At 36.5% G+C, this 24,529-nt stretch carries 20 protein-coding genes and 1 riboswitch; of the genes, 19 read left to right on the plus strand and 1 reads right to left on the minus strand.

The genetic code is table 11. From position 1 onward, the window contains the following. Nucleotides 1–6 precede the first annotated feature (6 nt). From AC1PU0_RS03935 to AC1PU0_RS03980, 10 genes are all read left to right on the plus strand, one after another. Complete coding sequence (locus tag AC1PU0_RS03935; protein ID WP_479998306.1) at nucleotides 7–537, plus strand: transposase; 531 nt, start codon at nucleotides 7–9, stop codon at nucleotides 535–537. Next, nucleotides 444–1,418, plus strand: coding sequence for an IS3 family transposase (locus AC1PU0_RS03940; RefSeq protein ID WP_479998612.1), 975 nt, complete (start codon nucleotides 444–446; stop codon nucleotides 1,416–1,418). The genes AC1PU0_RS03935 and AC1PU0_RS03940 overlap by 94 nt, the downstream gene beginning before the upstream one ends. Before the next feature lie 161 nt (nucleotides 1,419–1,579). Then, nucleotides 1,580–3,697 carry a penicillin-binding transpeptidase domain-containing protein gene (locus AC1PU0_RS03945; RefSeq protein WP_069653339.1) on the plus strand — a complete coding sequence of 706 codons (2,118 nt, stop codon included), beginning with the start codon at nucleotides 1,580–1,582 and terminating at the stop codon, nucleotides 3,695–3,697. 127 nt (nucleotides 3,698–3,824) lie between these two features. Next, nucleotides 3,825–3,974, plus strand: a complete 150-nt coding sequence (gene rpmG / locus AC1PU0_RS03950) for a 50S ribosomal protein L33 (RefSeq protein WP_002296119.1) — start codon at nucleotides 3,825–3,827, stop codon at nucleotides 3,972–3,974. A 235-nt stretch (nucleotides 3,975–4,209) separates the two neighbouring features. Then, entirely contained in the window at nucleotides 4,210–5,136 is a 927-nt protein-coding gene (locus AC1PU0_RS03955; RefSeq protein WP_479998745.1) for a hypothetical protein, read from the plus strand. Between the two features lie 108 nt (nucleotides 5,137–5,244). Continuing rightward, complete coding sequence (locus tag AC1PU0_RS03960) at nucleotides 5,245–6,003, plus strand: alpha/beta fold hydrolase (RefSeq protein ID WP_479998746.1); 759 nt, start codon at nucleotides 5,245–5,247, stop codon at nucleotides 6,001–6,003. An 839-nt stretch (nucleotides 6,004–6,842) separates the two neighbouring features. Then, a complete protein-coding gene (locus AC1PU0_RS03965) occupies nucleotides 6,843–9,041 on the plus strand; it encodes an adhesive domain-containing protein (protein ID WP_479998747.1) in 2,199 nt (732 codons plus the stop codon). A 34-nt stretch (nucleotides 9,042–9,075) separates the two neighbouring features. Further along, a complete protein-coding gene (locus AC1PU0_RS03970) occupies nucleotides 9,076–9,657 on the plus strand; it encodes a WxL domain-containing protein (RefSeq protein WP_069653343.1) in 582 nt (193 codons plus the stop codon). Nucleotides 9,658–9,742: 85 nt separating this feature from the next. Continuing rightward, on the plus strand, nucleotides 9,743–10,783 hold the full coding sequence (locus AC1PU0_RS03975; protein WP_206849368.1) for a WxLIP family cell surface protein: 1,041 nt from the start codon (nucleotides 9,743–9,745) through the stop codon (nucleotides 10,781–10,783). Between the two features lie 196 nt (nucleotides 10,784–10,979). After that, nucleotides 10,980–11,381, plus strand: coding sequence for a DUF4809 family protein (locus AC1PU0_RS03980; RefSeq protein WP_206849366.1), 402 nt, complete (start codon nucleotides 10,980–10,982; stop codon nucleotides 11,379–11,381). A gap of 80 nt (nucleotides 11,382–11,461) precedes the next feature. Here the strand turns inward: AC1PU0_RS03980 and AC1PU0_RS03985 are convergent, their stop codons facing one another. Next, nucleotides 11,462–11,959: a DUF4303 domain-containing protein gene (locus AC1PU0_RS03985; RefSeq protein WP_206849365.1), complete on the minus strand. Its 498-nt coding sequence runs from the start codon at nucleotides 11,957–11,959 to the stop codon at nucleotides 11,462–11,464. A gap of 265 nt (nucleotides 11,960–12,224) precedes the next feature. Then, nucleotides 12,225–12,393: riboswitch (M-box (ykoK) riboswitch) on the plus strand. Between the two features lie 131 nt (nucleotides 12,394–12,524). Here AC1PU0_RS03985 and AC1PU0_RS03990 point away from each other — a divergent pair. The 9 genes from AC1PU0_RS03990 (at nucleotide 12,525) to AC1PU0_RS04030 (ending at nucleotide 24,520) form a co-directional block, all read left to right on the plus strand. After that, on the plus strand, nucleotides 12,525–13,442 hold the full coding sequence (locus tag AC1PU0_RS03990) for an LCP family protein (protein ID WP_069653347.1): 918 nt from the start codon (nucleotides 12,525–12,527) through the stop codon (nucleotides 13,440–13,442). A 148-nt stretch (nucleotides 13,443–13,590) separates the two neighbouring features. Then, nucleotides 13,591–14,925 (plus strand): FAD-dependent oxidoreductase, encoded by a 1,335-nt coding sequence (locus AC1PU0_RS03995; RefSeq protein ID WP_479998748.1) that lies wholly within the window; start codon nucleotides 13,591–13,593, stop codon nucleotides 14,923–14,925. After that, nucleotides 14,915–16,387, plus strand: coding sequence for an AcpB/EbpR/MafR family transcriptional regulator (locus AC1PU0_RS04000; RefSeq protein WP_206849363.1), 1,473 nt, complete (start codon nucleotides 14,915–14,917; stop codon nucleotides 16,385–16,387). Before AC1PU0_RS03995 ends, AC1PU0_RS04000 begins: the two co-directional genes overlap by 11 nt. 242 nt (nucleotides 16,388–16,629) lie before the next feature. Further along, nucleotides 16,630–18,138, plus strand: coding sequence for a glycerol kinase GlpK (glpK, locus tag AC1PU0_RS04005; protein ID WP_111247384.1), 1,509 nt, complete (start codon nucleotides 16,630–16,632; stop codon nucleotides 18,136–18,138). A gap of 17 nt (nucleotides 18,139–18,155) precedes the next feature. After that, nucleotides 18,156–19,991, plus strand: coding sequence for a type 1 glycerol-3-phosphate oxidase (gene glpO / locus AC1PU0_RS04010; protein ID WP_206849362.1), 1,836 nt, complete (start codon nucleotides 18,156–18,158; stop codon nucleotides 19,989–19,991). Between the two features lies 1 nt (nucleotide 19,992). Then, entirely contained in the window at nucleotides 19,993–20,712 is a 720-nt protein-coding gene (locus tag AC1PU0_RS04015) for an MIP/aquaporin family protein (RefSeq protein WP_206849361.1), read from the plus strand. Between the two features lie 314 nt (nucleotides 20,713–21,026). Then, entirely contained in the window at nucleotides 21,027–22,754 is a 1,728-nt protein-coding gene (locus AC1PU0_RS04020; RefSeq protein WP_069653353.1) for a Na/Pi cotransporter family protein, read from the plus strand. A 189-nt stretch (nucleotides 22,755–22,943) separates the two neighbouring features. Further along, nucleotides 22,944–23,858, plus strand: a complete 915-nt coding sequence (locus tag AC1PU0_RS04025; protein ID WP_479998749.1) for an alpha/beta fold hydrolase — start codon at nucleotides 22,944–22,946, stop codon at nucleotides 23,856–23,858. 116 nt (nucleotides 23,859–23,974) lie between these two features. Beyond that, entirely contained in the window at nucleotides 23,975–24,520 is a 546-nt protein-coding gene (locus AC1PU0_RS04030) for a 5-formyltetrahydrofolate cyclo-ligase (RefSeq protein ID WP_430598134.1), read from the plus strand. Nucleotides 24,521–24,529 lie beyond the last annotated feature (9 nt).

The raw sequence follows: 24,529 nt of genomic DNA on the forward strand, positions 1-24,529 counted from the left end.
TTTTTTATGAGTTATTATGAGGTAGAATTCAAATTAAAGCTAGTGAAAGAGTACCTAGAAGGCCCTCTGGGAGGACGAGCCTTGGCTAAAAAATACGGACTCCCATCAAATGCCTTAATTTACAATTGGAAACACTCCTATCAATTATTTGGGAAAGAAGGGCTCAAAAGACACCGTTCACTGACAAAATATACTAGTGAATTTAAGCGAGATGTATTACACTTTATAGAAACGACAGGTGCTTCTTTCGGTGAAGCAGCAAGACAATTCAAGCTGCCTAATGGGTCGATGATTTCTCGTTGGCAAAAGAAATACATCGCTGGTGGTCAAACGGCTCTGTCTAATCAAAAAGGGAGACCCAAAAAAAGGATGAATAAACCAACAAAAAAACAGCAAGAAACAAGCAAACTATCTCGTGAAAAGGAATTAGAGCGTGAGAATGAATGTTTGCGAATCGAGGTCGAGTATTTAAAAAAGCTACGGACTTTCCAACAAACTATTATGGCGAAGCGAAAAGACGAGTTCAAACCAGAATAGCCATAGAACTTATTGGAAAGTATCGTCAAGATCACGTATTACAAGCGATTAAGCTACCGCGTTCTACCTTCAATTACTGGAAAAAACAGATAATGAGCGAAGAAAAAATGACTCACCTAGAGAAATTGATTCAAACAATTTTTGAAGAGAATGATCGCAATTATGGCTATCGTCGAATCAAACTGGCTTTAGTGAATATGGGCTATCAAATCAATCATAAGAAAATCCGACGAATTATGAAGAAATATAACTTAGTATGTATAAGCTTTACTCGTCGTTCAAGAAGGTATCGATCTTACAAAGGTTTAGTGGGAACCTTGGCAAAGAACAAGGTGAATCGTCGCTTTTTTAGCACGATGCCAAAACAAAAAATCTTTACAGATATTTCAGAATTCCACTATACTGAACGAAATTCCGAAGGAATTAAACTAAAAAGAAAAGCCTATCTCAGTCCTTTTCTTGATGGTTTTAATGGAGAAATCATAGCCTATCAATTTCAGCAAAAACCAACGTTGGATTGTGTATTGATTCCTTTAAAAACAGCCATTAAAGAAAGTAAAAAGACCAACTTTCGAACAACAATCCATTCCGATCAAGGGTGGCATTACCAAAATCAACAGTATGTTAGACAATTGAAGCAAGCAAAGTTATACCAGAGTATGGCACGAAAAGGAAATTGTTTGGACAATGCATTGATGGAAAATTTCTTTGGTCTAATGAAACAAGAAATGTATTATGGTCGTAGTTTTTCTAGCTTTGAGGAATTAAACCGAGCAGTTACAAATTATATTGATTATTACAATCATCATCGGATAAAAGCAAAATTGACTGGTATGAGTCCGGTTCAATACCGAATTCATACCAGTCGAATGACAAGTTAATCTACGTACAACTTTTAGGGCGCACATCATTATGTACCAGGCTCTTTTTATTCAGTAAAAGTTAAATATTTTCTTAGTAAGAGGATTCCCTCTATTTTTTTTCACGTTTTTTCGTTACAATAGAGAAGCGAGACTTTTCTCATATGGAGGATTAAGGATAAATGAAAAAAATGAGCTTTTTAGATAAATTAAAAAAAGAAAATGAAGAACCTATGACACAAAAAAGTAAAAAATCACATATTCCGTTCCGATTGAACTTACTATTTTTCGTGATTTTCGGTTTGTTTGTTGCATTGATTGTTCGCTTGGGATACCTGCAGATTGCAGAAGGGCAGGAGTATGCACAAAAAGCTGAAGAAAATTCGACTTTAAAAATCAAAAGCAATGCGCCAAGAGGACAGATTTATGATGCAAAAGGCAATTTATTAGCTGGGAATAAGGCTAATTTGGCTATTACGTATACGCGTGGTAAAAAGGTTCAGACAAAAGACCTAGTACCAATTGCAAACAAAGTCAATGATTTGATTAATGTACCAGCAGATGAATTGACAGAACGAGACAAAAAAGATTTTTGGTTGGCAAATCCTGAAAATCTAAAAGCCGCACAAAAACGCTTGACTGATGCTGACAAAGTAGATGAAAAAGGCAATAAAATCACCGACGAAGGAACATTGTATGTTAAAACGGTGGAAAAAGTAACGCCAGAAGAAATCAACTTTGATGAGCATACATTACAGGCTGCCACCATTTTTAAACGAATGAATTCTGTAGGTGAGTTGAATACGGCCTTTATTAAAAATGAAGGAGTTACGCAAGACGAGATTGCAATAATTGGTGAACATACTTCAGAAATCGCTGGCGTTTCAACCGGAATGGATTGGGATCGAGATTATCCAAGTGATACAGATCTTAGAAGTCTTTTAGGAAAAGTATCGTCACAAAAGGCTGGATTACCTGCTGAAGAAGCAGATGAGTATATCGCAAAAGGGTATGAATTAAATGACCGAGTAGGTACTAGCTATTTAGAAAAACAATATGAAGATATTCTTCAAGGTCAAAAAGCAATTTCAGAAGTAACGTTAGACAGCAACGGCAAGATCGTGACACAAAAACCTGTGTCAGAAGGTAAAAAAGGTGAAAATTTAAAACTAACGATTGATACGGCTTTTCAAGCGAAAGTTGAGCAAGTTGTAAGAGAACAATATCAACAATTATTAGCCACTGGAAATGCGGCCTATTCAGATGGTGCCTATGTCGTTGTGATGAATCCTAAGACGGGGGCTGTGATGGCGATGGTTGCACTGGATCGTGATCCAGCAACAAATGAATTGACCTCTAATCCATTAGCTACAATCAATAAAGCATTTGAACCTGGTTCAGTAGTAAAAGGAGCCACGATATCAGCAGGTTATGAACAAGGCGTGATCACTGGTAATGATGTGTTGATTGATGAGCCTTTACAAATTTATGGAAGCGAGCAAAAATCGTCTGTCTTTAATAAAGTTCCGGGAAATCAAATTCCGCTCACCGCAGAACAAGCGTTAGAGTACTCATCGAATGCTTACATGATGAAGCTAGTATTAAAAATGATGAATACAGATTATCAATACAATATGAAGCTACCTTATCAAACGGGAGATCCGACTTTATTTAATGTTTTACGTAAAACATTTGGTGAATATGGTATGGGTGTTTCGACAGGAATCGATTTACCAGGAGAATCAACAGGGATATCAAATAAGGATTTTGATTCTGATGCAGCGCCAATGCCAGGGCATTTACTCGATTTATCTTTCGGTCAGTATGACACGTACACAGCAATGCAATTAGCACAATATGCCTCAACAGTAGCAAATGGTGGTACTCGTTATGCGCCACATGTAGTTGAAGGAATTTATGATAACAAGTCTGATGGCTCTCTAGGAGAATTGAAAGAGCAAACAAAACCAAAAGAATTAAATAAAGTCGACATCAGTTCTGAACAAATGCAACTCATTCAAAATGGTTTTTATGATGTTGTGCACGGGAATGGTGTATTCACCACTGGGAAGTATATGCAAGGAGCAGCACTTGATATTGCGGCTAAAACAGGTACAGCCGAAACAAATGTTGGAGAACACATTACCGTGAATAGTAACGTAGTAGCTTATGCACCCTATGATGACCCAGAAATCGCGATAAGTGTTGTTTTACCACACTTAACCAGTGAAAGTACAAGACCTAATCAATCAATGGTTACGGCGATTGTTAATGCCTATGCTGAATACAAAGCACAATAAGATTTGTAAAGTAGTTTTCCTTTACAAATTTCACTAAAAGGGTAGAAATTCTTGAACAAACATGATATGATATTTTAGGCTAAGAAATATCTTAGAAATATGACATTAGATATAGGAGGGAAAACACATGCGCGTAAACATTACTTTAGAATGTACTTCTTGTAAAGAACGTAACTACCTAACAAGCAAAAATAAACGTAACAATCCTGATCGTTTGGAAAAACAAAAATATTGCCCACGTGAAAGAAAAGTTACTTTACACCGTGAAACAAAATAAGGTTATAACTCGAAACTCTGAGTCCTTGTCGTACATGGATTTGGAGTTTTTTGTTACTTTTATAATAAAAATGACATAAAGGAAGAAATTAATCTTTCCTTTCGAGTAAACTTTCATTATACTTTAGAAAAGATGATTTTAGTTATTTAATAGCTGGTCAAAAAAATCTAAACAATATTGGTTTAATGTCATTTACAACACTAATGTATTACTTGGTTGTTAAAGGAGTTTTTTCATGAAAAAAATGATGGTGATAGTTGGTTTATTGTTGATATGTTTACCTACTATTTGTTACGGAGAAGATACTGGGGAATCTTCTACGAATGAGTCAAGTTTTGATGCTTCACACGAATTGTCGCATCAATATGCTCGTAAGCAAACGTTAAATGGCAAAACAACAAAGATTAAAAAGAAAAAAGAAGAGATTTATTTGGAGTTTCCTTTTAAAAATAGACCATATGTAAGCTTTTCAGAGTTTGTCTTATATGGTCCAACGAATGGATATGCTGGGTTTATTGAAACAATTTTTTATCGTGACAAGATCAAGATCAGAGATATGTATTATGAAAATGATCCAGTTAAAACAGATAAAATCGGTATGTATTCAACGGATTTGTGTTTTACTTCTGAAGAAGGTGTTATTTATCATTACAAAAATGTGCCCTATTTAGTGAGTAGTGATAAGCCGACAGCCTTTTTTTCGGAGATTAATTTCGATAAAGAAAATAAAAAGATTTCTGGTGAACTTAAGATGCCAGCTTCTAAAAATACGTATCAAATCGAACTGTTTTACACAGATAATAATGAGTACCATTATCAAGAAACTTCGGTGGATAAAAAAGGCCAATTTAGTATTGATTTAAATCGAGAAGGTATCGAAGGTGAAATGTACCTTAGAGCGAGTGATGGATTAGGGAATTATGCGGATGCAAGTGATATTCTAAAAGAAGGAAGTTCACGTTATCATGTTCAACCAAATGAGTTGAAGACAATTGAAGACAGTTATAAGGTAATCAAAAATAAAAACACTCTTCTAGATTTAGTTGCTAGGATTTTGGCTCGAGTGTTAAGTGCTATCATTGTCCTCCTTACATTACTGCGTTTAAGGGTTCTTTTAAAGAGGAGAAGGAGAAGAAGACGGTTGAGAAAAAATAGAGAGTAATCAACAGTATGGCAGTGAACATTGCTATCAGTAAGACTAAAATTGTAGTGGATTTTAGTTTAAGGTGTATACTTAAAAAAGAATAACCTTTTTTAAGGAGAGAATAAGATGAAGATCATTATTAGACATCGGTATATCAAAAAAATTCCAGTCTTGGAAGTTGTTTCAGAAGAAAACAAAAATAGTATGTTACCGTTAGTTATTTATTATCATGGTTGGCAGTCAGCCAAAGAGCTATCATTGACTCAGGCTAGGAAATTAGCGAAAAAAGGGATTCGTGTGATTTTGCCTGATGCGATGAACCACGGTGAACGAAAAACGGGACCGATATCACCGATTCCCTCAGTGACTTTTTGGTCAAGTATTCAATACAATGTCATTGAGTTTACGCAATTGGTACGTCATTTTGAGAAACAAGAGTTGATTGAAGATGGAAAGATTGGTGTTGGTGGTGTTTCAATGGGCGGTATAACGACATGTGCTTTATTGACCCAGCATCCAGAAATTAAAACAGCAGCTTGCATGATGGGGACGCCAGCCCCGCAAAAGTATATTGAACGTGTAATGGAACGAGCGTCTGAAATGGAATTTTTCGTTCCTAAAGATTTGCCTTTGTTACTTAGCTGGGTAGCAAATTATGATCTTTCAAGGGCTCCTGAAACATTGGCAGAGCGTCCAGTTTTATTTTGGCATGGCACGAAAGATCCTAAAATCCCATATGAAGACGTGGCTGATTTTTATCAAATGATCGAAGATAAACCTTATGCTAAAGAGAGCAAGTTTATGACAGGTGAAGGTGATGGACATTTAGTCAAAGGTGAGATGATGGATGTTGTTGCTGATTTTTTCGAAAAGGAACTAACTTGATGAAAGGTATAAACCTTAGCAGCAAGTCAATCGCTTGTGTTTAGGAATGATGATTGTTTCATTTAGGCATGGTCAATAGGTTGCTGAATCAACTCCATAAAATAATTTCTAATTTTTTATGGAGCTGATTCAAATAAATTTCAATAAACTAATTTTTACTAAACTATATTAAAAGAGAACGGTTGAGATAGGAATGGCTCCTATTCCAACCGTTTATTTACTATTTTGTGAATAATTGAAGAGTCAGAGCTGTTCTTAAAAATGAAGGGCCTTGATCTTTAAAAAAAGCACAGTTGTCGAGTGTTTATCTAGAATCTTTGTACGATGAGGGTAACGTTCAAAACGAACCATAATATTTAGGTTTACATTCCTTAACTCAGAATGTAAGTATTTTCTCATACTCCACAATGTAGTAAGGTATCTTAATTCAATTTTAATATAGAAAAAATAAGCTAACAAGACGGTGCTTTTTGTGAGAAATTTAAAATAATGAAAGAAATTTCCCGGGAAAATGAATGTTATTTTATTTACTTAAAAAATCAGTTTGTAGTCTATAAATAAGGCTGTATTTGATGCTTCTGGTTTATCTATTTAAAAAAATCGAGGATATTCAAAGGAAATCAGCTGAATAGTTTTTGATTCTTCCTAATAAAAAACAAGCATTTTACACGATATTTCAAGAAAATAATAACGTTGTGTAATTTTAACGATTTAAATATATTTTTAGACAAAAATTAAAAGTAAATTAGTTGAAATATTATTATATAGATAGTATTATTCAATTTAATCATGTATTACTTATTTGCCCATAAGAGTTAATCTAGAAAAAGGAGGCAATTATGAAAAAGCGTTATAGTTTTGTTATTACGTTAGTGGGTACTACAGTTTTATTTTTAGCTGGAGTTATCCCAAGTTCACTGACAATTTTTGGGGATAATGGTCAGTATGAAGTGAAAGCTGCTGAGTCAGTAAATGCGACAGATTTTGTGGATGTCAGTATCTTAAAAGGAACACAATTATCTTCCAATAATGGAACCGTTATCAATAATGGTGTTAAGTTGGAGAAAAATGCAGATTCTACATATGACTTAGATCTTTCGTTTCAAGGAACCGCAATTGCGGATGTCGGTTTAGTATCACCGAAGGTTATTGTTTTTGCGATTCCAGAGGAGTTACGTGGGAAAATGGATGGACCGATTTTGATTAATACTAATGCCAAGTTGCTTCCAATCGTGCCTGGAGATGTTCCAGTAGTCAAAGATTTAGTTTTAAAAGTAGGTGGACTTGTAACGAGACTGCTTGGGTTGGCGAAACCTTTAGGCTTACAACTTGATTCATTAGAAAAGGCGTTTGAAGGGCTTAACTCTCTTCAAGATTTGGGTAGCTACGAAGCGACAGTTGAAGGGAAATTGTCACCAGATGGTAATTATGTGATGGTCGATTTCACTGATGGATTAGGCCAATATGTTCGTACAACGTATGCAAAGTTATTTGAGCCGTTGAAAGAAGCAGTTGCTGGATTAAAATTTACTGGTCTTTTGGCTATATTGAATCCAGTTTTGGAGTTACTAAAACCTGCCGTTAATGGTTTGCTTGATCTTGTAGGGCAAATTGCTAATGGAACATCGGATGTGTTGACTCAAGCATTGCAGGCTAATGTACTTGGTGATGTTACGTTTAATTTTTCTACGAAAGTTTCTGATGTAGCTGCTGAAAAAGCAAAGGTGACTGCTATGGCAGTTAATAAACCAGTGATTGATGTAGCGTTATTGAATACGATCCATGCAAATGGAGATGAGATCAATTTATATTTCGATAAAGTAGAGGAAGATTCTTTAACAAATTATTCCGTTGCAAAACCTAATGTCGAGGATATTTTAGAAGGTGTAGACAGTCTTAAAGGAAGCGTAGCAATAGCGCAACCTGTACCGGAGGGTGTGACATTTAAGGTAAACGTTGAATTGCCCAATGGCTCAAGGTTGATGGGTAATATTGATGAAAAAGGTACTTTCACGATTCCATTTGGTTCCTATCAACCACAACGTAATGATCAAATAAAAGTGGTGATTGAAGCAAGTAATGAAAAACAGACCAAAGTCAGTGAACAAGAGATCAAACAAGTGATAGAAGATTCGTTTATACATTATGTAGTTCCAAAACCAGTACTTAGTGATGTGCTAGAAGGTGTAACTAGCCTTAGTGGTAGGGTCGATCTGGCTTCACCTGTACCAAATGGGGTGACTTTTAAAGCTAGAGTGACATTACCTGATGGGACTACCGTGAGTAGTTCAATCAATGAGGAGGGGAACTTTACAATCCCGTTTGACAAGTATCAGGCTCAAGGGAATGATCTACTGAACGTAGTGGTTGAAATGAGTGATGGGAACCGCATAAATGTTAGTGAACCAGAAATCCTACAAGTAATCATTGATCCTTTGAAGAACTATCAAGTTCCAAAACCACAGGTCAAAAGTGTAAATGAAGGAAGTAAGGAGCTTAAAGGTTCTGTCACATTAACGAATGTTCCAATTGGGACTGAACTATTTATGCAAGCTCAATTCGCTGATGGTTCTATAAAAAGGGTAGCTCTTGAAAATGATGGAACTTTTTCAATCCCAGTAGCTGATAAAAAACTGAAAGAAGGCGATCCGATAAGAGTAGTAACCATTGCAGAACATGCTCAATCGTTAAAAGGGAAAGAAAGTGACAGCATTGTTTTTGCAGTAGGGAAGAGTCCATCTTTAGAAGGTTATGTTGTTCCGACACCAGTTGTAGCGCCTATTTTCGTTGGTGATGTAATAATCAAAGGAAGCGTTAAGATCATGAATCCTCCTGAAGGAACTCAATTTAGAGTTAGAGTGAGGTTCCCAGGAAATAGTTATGAAGAAGTACCAGTTAATGCTGACGGTCTATTTTCACTAGATATTTCTGGTCGCCAGTTAACAGCCGGTACAGCAATCACCTTTAGCACGGTAGCAACACTTGGGACTGAGACAGCATCAAGTGGTAGAATCATTGTTTCTGTCGGTGCCAAATAACTATAAGTTTACTAATAAAGAGAGGGTGTACAAAATGAAGAGTTCAACCGTTTTATTGTTATCAGTCGTTTTTGGTACATTATTTTTAGGTCAATCTGCTTCAGCTGCTGATATTAATAAGGCTACTGATGTGGATGTTACGTTCACACCAGGCGCTTTAACATTGGAGGCTGTTTCTACAATCAGCTATGCGTCACAAACGATTTCAGTCGATGATGCTTCATATATTCCCACAAATCCTGAAGCAATCACTGTTGTTGTTTCAGATGCTAGAGGAACAAATGCCGGATGGAAACTAAGCGGGAAATTAAATGGATTTAAAGACAGCTCCGCTGCAGCTTCTTTACCGAATGCTAGTTTGAATTTTAAAAATACACAAGTAGGAACCAATAGTGAGGCGGACGCACCAACACCTGTTAATACAGTCAAGTTAGCGAGTGGAGCTACTACGGCAACACCATTCGCAACAGCCGCAACAGGAGCAGGTGCTGGAACTTGGACCTTTACATGGCCAGATGCTGAAAGTAAAGGTGTGACACTTGATGTACCTGCCGCAATGGCAACGCTTGGGAAACATACATCTACGATCGATTGGACATTGGCCGATGCGCCATAGAATCAAAGGATGATTTTGAGAGAGTGGGATGAGCATCCGTTTATTTCACTCTTTTTTTCTGATGAACATGGAAGGAGTGGCTTAAATGTGTGATTTTTCTGGGGCGAAAGGGAGTACTATCTTATTTTCTATTGGATTTATTTTTTTATTTAATGTTTTGAATGTAAAAACAGTTTTAGCACAAACTGATAGCAGAGAGACAAATAGCTTTTATGTGCAAGCGGTCATTCCGCAGAATCAAGTTGATATCAACAAATCTTATTTTGATTTGAAAATGCTGCCGGAAGAAGAGCAAGAATTACACGTTAAATTAGTGAATCCAGAAGATTCACCTATTTCTATTTCTATCAATGCCATAAATGCAACGACAACGGAAGAAGGAATGATCGATTATACAGTGAAAGGGATCCAGGATGAAACATTGGCATATCCTTTTGAATCTCTGATCAAGGTTTTAGAAACGACGATGTCCATACAACCTTATGAAACAAAGATTGCTCATTTTCATTTGAAGATGCCAAAAGAAAGATATGATGGTGTGATTGCAGGAGGACTGCGTTTTACCAAAAATTCAGTTGAAAGTGAAACTAAAAGTAAAGAGGTGGCAGTTCAACAGCGATTCCATTATGTATTGGGTGTAGTCTTAAAAGAGACAGATACTTCGGTTTTGCCTGATTATGAAATAGATACAGTAGATGTTGCCAGATCCAAACAAGGGAAGAAAATAGCCGTGATCCATTCGATTCGTAATGTAAATGCAGCGATTTCAAAGAAAATGGCTCTAAAATTTATTGTTCGAAAAAAAGGGGATGAGACAGCGCTAATCAAGTATGAAAAAGAGGCGCTAGAAATGGCGCCGAATTCCATGATGGATTTTCCAGTACCTATCAAAAGACAGTTGCGGCCTGGGACATATATCAGTCAAACACAAATCAATCAAGATGGGAAAAAATGGGCATTTGAGAATGAATTTCAGATTACAAGAGGACAAGCGAAGAGAATCAAAGAAGAAAATGAAGAAACGAAAATTGTGAGCAAGGTTCCGATTTGGTTGATTTTAGTGATTATTCTGTTGGTTTTATTGGTAGTGATTCAGACGTATAGTTTGTGGCGAAGGAAAAAATGAGTGAACTAGATAGAATCCCTATTTTCTGCAAGGATAATGAGTAAGGATTTTTATTTGAACTTCTATATTGATTTCCATCTATCCTCGATAGAATGAGTTACTATAACGCTTAAAATCAATTAGTTACTTTATTGTTCCTTTGTTTTTGCTATAATAAGTAAAAAAAGATAGAGATGCAAGAAAGGATCTATAAAAAATGAAAAAAGCGATAATTAGTAAAACAGTGAATTTATTAGATGGAGGTTGTAATGCTTGCGGAATTATTGAAGATGAAAATTATACTCTGACGATAGACGAGCAAGCAATTTCTTTAGAAGCATTGACGGTCAATTCTTTAGTATCAGCGATTGCACTAAAAAATGGATTCAAACGGGAATATCAGATGGATGTAATCGATGATTATACGTTATATAAAAAAGAAGAGTATCAAGTTACGCTTAAAGAAGAATATGATTTTTTGACATATTCAACTGATTCTGTAAAAATTGAAACAAAAGATCAAATCATCGTTGAAACAAAATTAGTGGAGAAAGTGAATGATATTTTAGGAACCATTTTTAATGTAGAAGAATTAGAATTTTGTTTTAAAATGACCTAAATGTATCAATTTAGCAATTTATTAAAATATCAAGTATATAAAAATGCCTGTTGCAATTTTGAGCTACAGGCATTTTTTCGCTATTCTATTTGAAAAAAATCTGACATGCTTATTTTTTCAAATCGTTCTTGTGAGTCGGCTGGCGTTTCATCATGATCATAAACGAGCAGTTTGAAGTCTTCTGTTTTTGGAATTCGTTCAAAGGTTTCGTTATCAGTCAAAAGAATGAGTTGCTGGCAAAGCCATTCAAGAACTGTCTCAATATCTTGTTCATCTTCTACCCAATCATCAAATAAATGAAGAGAGGCAAATCGCTGATTTTCATCCCAATCACCGGAATTGTACTTCATTTCTTCCAATTGTGTTTTAGTGTAGCCTTTAGTTGCGTAATAACTGGTTGTTTCTTGCCAAAGGTTCACTGTATTAAAGCATAAGTTGATTTCACCTTCCTCATAAATATTGCAGTCCAAAGCAAATGCATAAAATCGTTCATCGGAATGATCTAGTAAAAAATTGTCAATGCTGTCTGTTAAAAAGTTAAAAAAATACTCTTGCTGTTTTTCTAAAAAATGGTCCATTTATAGCCTCCAAAAGTTGGGTCTTTTAAACATTGAAACAGATAAAAGAAAGAATGTCTATCTAAAGTTGTTTTTTTTAGTTGGATAGTCATTTTTTAAGAAAATATAAAGATTTTTAGTGAAACGATTTATTAGCCAGCGTGGATTTTACCGTGGGAACAAGCACAGAGTCGGTTTAGTTTAGGAACATAACTACACAAGTTGGATAACGTGTATCAAATTTAATTTGACTTTGTGATTCGATACGATTATAGTTTAAAATGAATTAAATACTTGTTAGGTGAGGCTCCTATATAAACACAGGCTACTGCTCAGAAATGTCGAAAGACAGGTATGGGTAGGACAAAATTCGTCGAATTAAGGCGTTTTTCAAAGTAGCTAAAAGCAATGCTTTTTACGTTATATAGTGCTAAAACTCAACGAAGAGAAGAGTAAGGTACGTTCTAAAGAAATGGCAAATGTCATAAATTTAAACGCCTATAATCTAATCCCTTCGCTGAGTGCTCTTGGTGAAGTTTTTTGTTTTTATCCAATGAATTAGCGGAGCTATAGAAAGGAATAACCAATGAAGAAATCTGTAAAAATAGTGATTATCACGGTATTATCTATTCTTCTTGTCGTTGTCAGTGTAGGATGTTATGCAGCCATTTCATTCCAAACAGCCAAGGAAGAAAGTGAATCAACATTGTCCAATAAGAACCAGAATTTCACTGGTGATGAACAAGCAAGTGATAAAGAGTTGACTGTAATGATCGTCGGAAATGATTCAAGAGATGACGATGAAGACCAAGGGCGTTCAGATACGCTTATGGTAGCGCACTATGATGGGAAAACGAAGCAGCCTAAATTGATTTCGATTATGAGAGACAGCTATGTAACTTTTCCAGATGGCGGACAAGATAAAATAAACGCCGCATATGCATATGGTGGTGCACAAATGACAAAAGACGTGCTGAAAACGAATTTTGATTTACCAATCAATTATTATGTAGTCATGGATTTTAAAGAATTTAGTGATATTATTGACGAGCTTTATCCAAAAGGGGTAACGATTGACGCTGAAAAAGATATTAATTTAGACGGTGTGGATATCTTTAAAGGGAAACAAACATTACATGGTAATAGTTTACTGCAGTATGCTCGTTTTAGAATGGATGAAGAAGGCGATTTCGGTCGGATCAGACGTCAACAACAGGTGATGGATGCTTTAGTAGAGCAATCTAAAGATTTGATTCCAATTTGGGAATTACCACAAGTAGCAGGGAAAATGGTCGGAAAAATCGATACAAATGTACCCACAAGTCTTCTAATCGATTTAGCAAAAGATTTTCTAACTGGAAAAGTGAAACCATTAAAATCACTATCTGTTCCCGTAGAAGGGTCATGGAACTTCAATGATTATACTGAATCTGGAAGCGTGATTGAATTAGATGAACAAACGAATGCTGAAGCGATTCAGAATTTTATGAAAGACAAAGAATAACATAATGGATCCGTTTGCTCTCCTTGATGTGGGTAAACGGATTTTTTTATAAAAACGGAAAGTAAATCAGTTTAATTCTATGCGATTAGACCAAGCGTATGCTATTCTTTAAGAAAGCGTTTTTTTTATTTAGAAGGAAGGGTTTACTATGAAAGTTGTGATCATTGGTGCATCTTTTGCTGGCGTGTCGGCTGCTTTGGCTATTAGAAAAAAACACCCCGTTGCAGAAATTCATTTAATCGAGAAACAGGAAACGATTGGTTATTTGCCGGGAGGAATCAACCGGTATTTTAATAAAACAAGCGAATCTATTCAAACTGCAGAGTTTATTTCAGAACAACAATTAATAGAAAAGGGTATTTCTTTGTTGTTAAATGCCAAAGTGGTCAGTATGGATTCGAAACAGTATATCGTTAAGTATGAAAAACAAGCAGCAACGTTTATTATGTCTTTCAATAAATTGATTTTAGCGACAGGTTCTAGTCAATGGTCGCAGAAAATTCTGGGTAGTGATTCAGAAAAGGTATTAAAATATAAATTTTTACCTGGCGTTTTACAAGCTATTGAACGATTGGAAAGGAGTGATAAAGTAGCCTTGATCGGTGGTGGACAAATCGGTGGGGAAGCAGCAGATATGCTGTTGAAAAAAGGAAAAGAAGTGCATCTTTTTGAGCGGATGGATTATTTATTATTCAAGTATTTCGATGAGGAGATGATACGACCAGTACAAGCCGAAATGGAGTCTCGAGGTGTTGTATTTCATTTTGATGAAACGGTTGAAAAAGCGATCGACACAGATGAAGGTCTACTGATTGAAACAAAGAAATCTAAACTGTTATGTGATAGTGCGATTTTTGCGATGAATGTCCGTCCGGATCTAGGCTATTTGGATGAATCTATTCAAACACATACAGACCAGACTGTTTTTGTAAATGAGTACTTGCAAACCTCTCAAGCAGATATTTTTGCAATCGGTGACTGTATTCAGGTCCAGTATGGCGTGTCAAAGGACTCTTTTTACATTCCTTTAGTGAATAATGCGGTTAGAGCGGGCTTAGTTGTAGCTCAAAATCTTGTTGAACCAACAACACCATTTGTCGGCTCGCTTCGAACGATTGGAACAAAACTTGTTGATTATTATATCGCAAGTACTGGGTTGACGGAAGCAGAGGGGCTCTTTCACGGGCAGTCAATTGCTGTTGCCCATGTTCAGCAAAAAAGTGCTCAATTTTCAGGATGTGAAAAAATTTGTGGAAAAATTATTTTTGAAAAAGAGAGCCACAAAATTTTGGGAGCACAATTAATTTCCAAAGCGAATATTTTAGAGAAAATCAACACACTAGCACTTGGTATTCAAATGGGTCAAAAACTTGAAGCGCTTTATCAAAAAGATTTCTTGTATCATCCATATTATTCCAACGTGATTGACATCACGAATCAGTTAGGATTTGAAGGATTGTGGAGTGATACGGATGAAAATTGAAGAATTATTAGATAAGAAAGAAGCAAGAGAAATCGGGATTTTAAAGAAAGTAATTTTGGCTGGCGGTCGAATTGCAGATCATGAGTTGCTAGATTATTTAGGGGTTTCAAAGGCTTCTTTAGAAAGTGATTTGAAGGAATTAAGTTATTACTTGAAACCTTATGAAAAGGACTGTTCCCTTTTTTATGATGGACAATGGGTGGCTATTCACTTGTCTGATCATTTTTCGGTTAGTAAGGTTTTGGATGATTATGTCCACGCATCAGTCAAATTTCAATTGATCGATTATTTATTTCATTATCGAGAATTTACGATCGTTCAGCTCACTACAAAATTTATAATCAGTGAATCTTCGTTATTTCGAAAGATCAAAGAGTTAAATTTAATAGTAAAAGAATTTGATCTTAAAATTCGTAATGGTCAGCTAAAAGGGGAAGAGTTGCAAATCCGCTATTTTTATTTTCAAATTTATTGGTTTTTGACGCCTTATGATGTACATCAAGAAAAAACATTGACCATTCAAAATGCAAGAATCATTGAAGCACTCGAAAAAGCTTTATCGCTTTCTTTTGAAGAACAAGGCAAATTGAAGATTAGTTTGTGGCTGACGATCAGTAAAAAAAGAATTGCGGTACAGCCGAAAGAGTACAAAGGATTATCTAGTAAGAGTCAGGGATACGAACAGGATCCTTTTTTTAAAACATTGCGCTCTTTTGTTTTGCGTTTCTTTAGCCGCTATCCACTTGAAATCGATGAAGAAGAAAGCCTATTGCATTATATTTTTTTAATGAGTATGTCCGTTTTGGCTGAATCGGATTTCGCTGAGTATAGTTTGATTCGAGGTAGACGTACACCGACTTCATTAGCGGATACATTCGTGTTGGAGCATGTGATTTTATATTATCGGCCAAAAAAATTTTTCCCGGATCTGGAGAAAAAAATCTTCTATTATTTTTCTCAAATTCATAGTCGGCTCTATTTTTTTAAAGGAGAGTTGGAGTTATTTGATCGCGAGAATATTTGGCAGAAAGAACAAAGTCTTTCCAGTCATCAGTTGGCGGACTTCTCCCGTGTGCTTTTAGATAAAAGTTTGGAATGTTTTGATCGTCATTATGAAAAAGGCAATAGCTTACATGAATGGTCGTTAGTGAAATATCTTAGTGTGCTGGCAATTATTGATTTTGACATTGTTGGTGAAACTCGAATTGGAATCGATTTAAAGATGGACCACTTATATAAAGAAGTTATGACGCAAGTATTGGTTTTGAGTTTGAAGAATTTAAATGGCTTAACGATTGAAACTTACAATGCCCAAAAAAGCTATGATTTGATGATCACAAATGTTATGAAGCCGAATGTATATCGTTCAGTAAAGGAAGTATACGTGTTATCCGAGTTAGGCTCAACTTACGATATCAATCAAATTAGGAAGAAAATCAGAGCATTACACAATAAAAGATGAATTGAGTGAAAAAGCCCAAAAACCAAAAGAGTGCGTTGTTTTGGTTTGGGCTTTTCGTCGATAGGACAAAGAAAGAAGCAAAAACCTTCAATTATTTTTGAAATAAAAAAAAATATGACATTTTTAGGAAACGATTTGCGATTATTATTAATATATAAAATAAAGCGTTTTCATTACGGGGTTTATTTATCAGTCGAAGCTAAACAAGCCCACTACGCTTTTAAAATAGGGAGGAAATCATTATGACAGAGCAAAAGTATATCATGGCAATCGACCAAGGGACGACTAGTTCAAGAGCGATTATTTTTGATAAAAAAGGCAATAATATCGGGAGTTCTCAAAAGGAATTTACTCAAATTTTTCCTAAAGCAGGATGGGTCGAACACAATGCTAATGAAATTTGGAACTCGGTTCAATCAGTCATTGCAGGTGCCTTGATTGAATCAGGAGTTAAGCCTTCTGATATCGCAGGCATCGGTATTACCAATCAGCGGGAAACAACGGTCGTTTGGGATAAACAAACAGGATTACCAATCTATAATGCAATCGTGTGGCAATCTCGTCAATCTTCATCTATCGCCAATCAGTTAAAAGAAGAGGGTCATGGTGAGTTAATTCATGAAAAAACTGGATTGATCGTAGATGCTTATTTTTCCGCAACGAAAATTCGTTGGATTTTAGATCATGTTGAAGGAGCTCAAGAACGAGCTGAAAAAGGAAATCTGTTGTTTGGAACGATTGATTCATGGCTCGTTTGGAAATTGACAGGTGGGGAAACGCATGTAACGGATTATTCCAACGCAAGTCGTACCATGTTATTCAATATTCATGATCTAGATTGGGATCAAGATATTTTAGACATTTTGAACATTCCACGTGTGATGTTACCGAAAGCTACATCGAATTCTGAAGTATATGGGTTGACGAAAAACTATCATTTCTACGGTAGTGAAATTCCGATCTCAGGTATGGCAGGTGACCAACAAGCTGCGTTGTTTGGACAAATGGCTTTTGAACCGGGAATGGTAAAAAATACGTATGGTACAGGTTCATTTATTGTCATGAACACAGGTGAAAAGCCACAGCTTTCTGATAATAATCTATTAACAACGATTGGTTATGGGATCAATGGCAAAGTCTATTATGCCTTAGAAGGAAGTATTTTCGTAGCAGGTTCAGCCGTTCAATGGTTGCGTGATGGTTTGAAGATGATTCAAACAGCTGCTGAGTCAGAAGCTGTAGCAAATGAATCTCATAATAAAAATGAAGTTTACGTTGTTCCTGCTTTTACAGGTCTAGGAGCACCGTATTGGGACTCGGATGCAAGAGGCGCTGTATTTGGGTTGACAAGAGGCACAACAAGAGAGGATTTTGTAAAAGCTACATTGCAATCGGTGGCTTATCAAGTGAGAGATATCATCGATACCATGCAAAAAGATACTGGTATTGCGATTCCAATCTTAAAAGTAGATGGAGGAGCCGCGAATAATGATTTATTGATGCAATTTCAAGCAGATATCTTAAACACTTCTGTTCAAAAAGCACAAAATTTAGAAACAACTGCTTTAGGTGCTGCGTTTTTAGCTGGTTTAGCGGTTGGCTTTTGGAAAGATTTAGATGAATTAAAAGAATTTTATGAAGATGGACAAGTGTTTGAAGCGAAAATGTCCGATGAAGAACGGGATGATTTATACGAAGGCTGGCAACAAGCTGTCGCTGCTACACAAATGTTTAAACATAAATCAAAATAAGGGAAGAAGTGAGTGGTATGTCATTTTCAATCAAAACAAGACAAACATCTATTGAAAAGATGAAGTCTGAAGAATTAGATTTATTGATCATTGGCGGTGGTATTACAGGTGCGGGCGTCGCCCTACAAGCAAGCGCTTCTGGTATGAAAACAGGGTTGATCGAAATGCAAGATTTTGCCGAAGGAACGTCTTCTCGCTCAACGAAATTAGTCCATGGCGGGATTCGTTATTTGAAAAATTTTGATGTAGAAGTTGTGGCGGACACGGTACAAGAACGTGCTGTCGTTCAAGCGATAGCGCCTCACATTCCAAAGCCAGACCCAATGCTTTTACCGATTTATGATGAGCCCAAAGCAACGTTTAATATGTTTTCTGTCAAAGTTGCAATGGATTTATATGACCGCTTGGCGAATGTGATCGGTACAAAATATGAAAATTATACGTTAACAAAAGAGGAAGTGTTAAAACGGGAACCGCAATTAAAAAGTGAGGGGCTACAAGGTGGCGGTGTTTACCTCGATTTTAGAAATAACGATGCTCGTCTTGTTATCGAAAATATCAAACGAGCGGCTTCTGATGATGGTTTGATGGTCAGCAAAGTCAAAGCGGTAGGCTTTATTCAAAATGAGCATGGTAAAATCGTTGGTGTAAAAGCAGAAGACTTGCTGACGGGTGAACAGTTTGACATCAAAGCAAAAATTGTTATCAATACGACGGGGCCTTGGTCTGATAAAGTGCGAGGTTTAGATACAAAAGAAAATGTAGTGCCGCAAATGCGTCCGACAAAAGGGGTCCATCTTGTTGTAGACAATAGCAAATTACACGTACCACAACCAACTTATTTTGATACAGGTAAACATGATGGTCGGATGGTCTTCGTTGTTCCTAGAGAAAAGAAAACGTATTTTGGCACGACGGATACAGATTATACTGGGGATTATGAACATCCTACTGTTACACAAGAAGATGTCGATTACTTGTTGGAAATCGTCAATAGCCATTATCCTAAAGCCAATGTGACCATAGACGATATTGAAGCAAGCTGGGCAGGCCTTAGACCACTGATTTCAGAAAATGGTGGATCAGATTACAACGGTGGCAATAATGGCAAAGTTTCTGATGAAAGCTTCGATCAAGTAATCGAGATTGTTGGTAAGTATAAACATCAACAAGCAACGCGTTTTGATGTTGAAAATGTATTGAATCACTTAGAAGAATCACTAGCTGAAAGCAAAGAAAACCCTTCAGCAGTTTCTCGTGGCAGTTTGTTGGAACGCTCAGAGGATGGTTTACTGACATTATCAGGAGGGAAAATCACAGATTATCGTAAAATGGCGGAAGGGGCATTGAAAGAGATTCAACGAATTTTGAAAGAAGAATTTAATCGTGACGTTCAGTTGATTGATTCTAAAACATACCCTGTTTCTGGCGGAAATCTTAATGTGGCAAATGTTGAAGAAGAACTAACTAATCTTGCGAAAATCGGTGTAGAAAAAGGGTTGGATCAAGAAGAATCCGAGTATCTAGCTCACTTGTACGGTTCAAATGTAACCGAACTATTTGAAAAAATTGCAACGACTGAACCAGTAACAGGGTTAAGTTTAGCTGAAACATTGGCGCTCCATTATGGGTTGGATAATGAGATGATACTGACACCAGCAGATTATCTTGTCCGTAGAACGAACCACTTATTATTCATGAGAGATACACTGGATGAAGTCAAACGAGGAGTTATTTCTGAAATGAGTCATTATTATAATTGGACCGAAAAACAACTAGAAGACTACACAACTGAATTAAATCAATTGATTGCTGAATCTGATTTGAGTGCATTGAAAGAAGGGAAGAAGTAAAATGGATACTTCAAATATGACACAGATTTTCAGTGAGTTTTTAGGGACGATGATATTGATTCTTTTAGGAGACGGTGTTTGTGCCGGAGTTAATTTAAAGAAAAGTAAAGCCGCAGGATCTGGATGGATCGTGATTGCGTTTGGGTGGGCTATGGCAGTAACAATTGCAGTATACGTTGCAGGCTATATGGGACCTGCTCACTTGAATCCAGCAGTGACGGTTGCGATGGCAATGACGGGAAGTTTTGAATGGAGCTTAGTTGTACCGTTTATTTTAGCGCAAGTACTAGGAGCAGTTCTAGGAGCTGTTTTAGTTTGGTTAGCCTACTTACCACACTGGCAAGTAACAAAAGATCAAGGAGCGATTTTAGGGACGTTCGCTACAAGTCCTGCGATTCGTAATTATCCAGCGAATATGGTAACGGAAGTGATTGGAACATTTGTTTTAGTGTTAGGTTTACTGTCATTTTCACAACACAATTTTACAGACGGGTTAAATCCATTAGTTGTAGGAGCGTTGATTTTGTCGATTGGTTTATCTCTAGGTGGACCTACAGGCTATGCGATCAATCCTGCGCGTGATTTTGGTCCTCGTTTGGCACATCAAATTTTGCCGATTTCAACTAAAGGAGAATCGGATTGGCGTTATTCATGGGTTCCAATCCTTGGACCTTTAGTCGGTGCGGTAGTGGCTTCTGGTGTTTATCTGTTGATGGTTTGATTTTTATTGTAAGTTTACGAGAGGTTGGTACAGAAGCTTATTTCCGAAGAGATTCCTTCTGCTCCCACCGTTTATTCAAATTCCTTGAGGGGGAAGATGGCTTGTAGAGGTATCTCCTACCCTCTTTTTTTGTTGGGTTAATTAGGACAGCATTAATTTTAGTGTGAAAAAACAAATATTTTATTTACAAGAGGGCTGTTTTTTTGTACCCTTAAATAGGATTGAGGTGACAAAGAGTATTACAATCGATTTTTCTATTTTTTAGTCAAGATTGAGCGAGCGTAATCAGCTTCTAAAATAAAGGAGGAACAGGTGTGTCCTATCAAGAAATGTTATTTCCTTTTCTCGGAGGATTAGGGATTTTTCTATTTGGTATGAAGTATATGGGGGATGGTCTGCAGAAGTCTGCAGGTGATTCGTTACGGGAAATTTTGAACACTTTTACATCGACACCGCTCAGGTCTGTATTGGCAGGCATGATTGTTACAGCAATTATTCAAAGTAGTTCGGGGACTACAGTTTTAACAGTGGGATTGGTCAGTGTAGGGTTCATGTCGTTGCGCCAAGCTATCGGGGTGATCATGGGAGCAAATGTGGGAACGACAGTGACGGCTTTTATCATTGGATTCAATTTGAGTTCGTATTCGTTGCCGATCATTGGTGTAGGTTCTATTTTACTGTTCTTCTCAAAGAGAGAACGAATCAATAATGTGGGGCAAATTTTGTTTGGTTTTGGTTGTCTATTTTATGGACTAAAGCTAATGGGTGAAGGAATGGCGCCATTGAGTACGTTACCTCAGTTTGCGGATTTAATGGTGGATGTTTCACATCATCCTATTTTAGGCGTAGGGATCGGAACCATTCTTACGATGGTTTTGCAAAGTTCAAGTGCAACGATCGGAATTTTACAACAATTATACAGTCAAGGGAGTCTAGCAATTGAAGCAGTTTTACCAATTTTGTTTGGAGATAATATCGGTACAACTATCACTGCCGTCATTGCAGCATTAGGTGTCAGTCTTGCTGCTAAGCGTACAGCAGCATCACATGTGATATTTAATTTAGTGGGTGCCGTTATTTTTACAACATTGCTGACACCATTTACAGCGGTGGTTGTGCGTCTATCCAGTTGGCTCGAGTTAAAACCTGCAATGCAAATTGCTTTTGCCCACGGGTTATTTAATATTTCTAATTTATTGATCCAATTTTGGTTTATTGATAAAATCGAGTGGCTTGTGCGGAAAATGATTCCTGGTAAGGATAAAAGTATTGATTTTAAACCATCCAATCTGAATGAATCGATTATTCAAAATTCAGCTACATTAGCATTGAATCAAGCGAAAATCGAACTACTTCAAATGGGCGAGTATGTTTTAGGGGCCTTTGAAGCAACAAAATCTTATTATGCAAAACAAGACAGTATCGATAAGGAAAATGCGAGCCAGTATGAGACTGCGATCAATGATACGGACAATCGCTTAACAGAATACTTGGTGCAACTGTCGGCAACGGAGCTAACGATTTCTGAGAGTCATGAACAAACAATGATGTTAGAGTTAACAAAGGATTTAGAACGAATTGGCGATCATTGTCGTAATATTATTCAAAATCTCAATGAAGCGATTCATCTTGAAAAGAGGCAAAAAGCCAAAGAGAAAAAAGCAGGTAAAGTTTCCGAGCGTGAGACACTGATTTTATATGATGAAGATGTTGTAGATTTATTTGAAAAAGTTCTTAAAAATATTCGAGATTCTTTAATCGTCTTTGAAAACGATGATAAAGAAATGGCAGCTCACATGTTAAGTCGAGAAAAACAAATTGATCAGATGGTCAAAATGCTGCGCAAAAAATATATTTCTATTATGAATAGTGGAAAAGGTCGTGCGGCCGATGGTGTTTTGTTTATTGATATCGCATCTAATCTAGAGAGAATGAGCGATCGAACGATTCATATGGCTAAATATGTTTTAGGCGAACGGTATGGAACAGAGGAAATTGTTGTCGATCAGTCGATTAATCCAGTGATTACACTTCAAACATAAGAATAAAAAAGCCTTTATGATCCTATTTTGATGATCATAAAGGTTTTTTTCAGTTTTAATCGATTGAATGTTCATCAGTTGCACCTTTCAACATCTATAACATAATAAAAAAAGAAAATGCACATTTGACTACTTCATTTAATCAGAATACTTTATAATAAATAGTATCAATTGAGAAGAGGTAAGAGTATGAAACACAACACTTTTTTGTCATCCGATCAAAAAACAATGAGTCATTTTGTCTGTTGGGAGCCTACATGCGAGGCAATCGGAACTGTACAAATCATTCATGGAATGGCAGAATATATCGAACGTTATCATGATTTTGCGAAGTATTTAAATGATTTGGGTTTTGTTGTAGTCGGTCATGATCATTTAGGTCACGGGGAGTCTGTTCTACATGATCAGCCAAAACATGGCTACTTCGGAAAAGGAGAGCCTGTAACGTTTGTTTTAGATGATATTCATCAGGTCGAAGAATGGATTGGAGAAAACTTTCCGAATTTACCACATTTTATGTTAGGCCACAGTATGGGTTCATTTGCGTTACGTAATTATTTACAATTGTATAGATCTGAAATCAGTGGAGCTATTTTTATGGGAACAGGTAAAAATGCTGCCATGTTGTCTTTAGCTTTGTCTTTAACAAAAGGGTTAAATCTAACGGCGCCAGAAAAACAAAATAAATGGCTGGATCATATGGCTTTTGGTTCTTTTAGTAAGCAATTTCCAGAAGAGAGTCGTTTCAATTGGTTAAGCCGAAATCAAGAAAATGTAAAAGAATATGAAAATGATCCATTAACTGGTTTTACGTTCACAAATAATGGTTTTTATACCTTATTCCGTTTAGTTGATGGAGCGAATCGTGAAGGTTGGGCACAGAATATCGATCAGGATTTACCCATTTTAGTGATTAGTGGTGAGCAAGATCCAGTAGGAGATTTTGGCAAAGGACCTAGAAAAGTGGCAAAAGAATTAGACGAAGCAGGAATCAAAGATGTTTCGCTCGTTTTATTTGCAGAATTGCGTCATGAAATTTTACTAGAAAATGAAAAAACTGAGGTCTATAAAGCAATCGGCGCTTGGTCTGCAAAAAAGACTTGATGCAGATATAATAGACTAGAAATCTGTTTGCTATTTAGTGGGTTTTTCTATAAACTACAAGGGAAGGTTAAAAAGATATAGGCGTTATAAATCAAAGCGATTTACTGTGTGGAGGGATGAACGTGGAAAAAGAACGATTGAGGAAACTAGGTTTAGCAAACTTAAAATGGCTTCACGAGCACCCAATACTAAAAGAGCAAAAAGAACAAGAGATCAGTCAAGCATTATTCAATGATCCTTATTGGCAGAGTGCAGAAACCATCGCGATTACTAAACCACTAGACTTTGAATTTAATACACATCTTTTACTTGAAAAAGGCTGGTTGGAAGGGAAAAATATGTTAATGCCGATTGCTGGTAGTAAGCGACAGTTGACGTTTCATTCTGTAACGACTGATACGAAATTCAAAAAGTCAGCATTTGGTGTGGCTGAACCTATTTCGGCACCTGTTGTATCTGCTGAAAAAATCGATTTAGTCGTTGTACCTGGAATTGTATTTACACATGAGGGGTTTCGAATTGGTTTTGGCGGTGGGTTTTACGATCGTTTCCTGCAACAGTATAAAGGGGAATCATGTAGTTTGGTCTTTAGTGAGCAGATGCAAGAACATTGGCAGGTAGAAACGTTTGATTTACCTGTAAAACGATTATTTATCAGCTAGGAGGAACTC

This window comes from Enterococcus sp. XAF26B05_ASV22 (assembly GCF_056727285.1).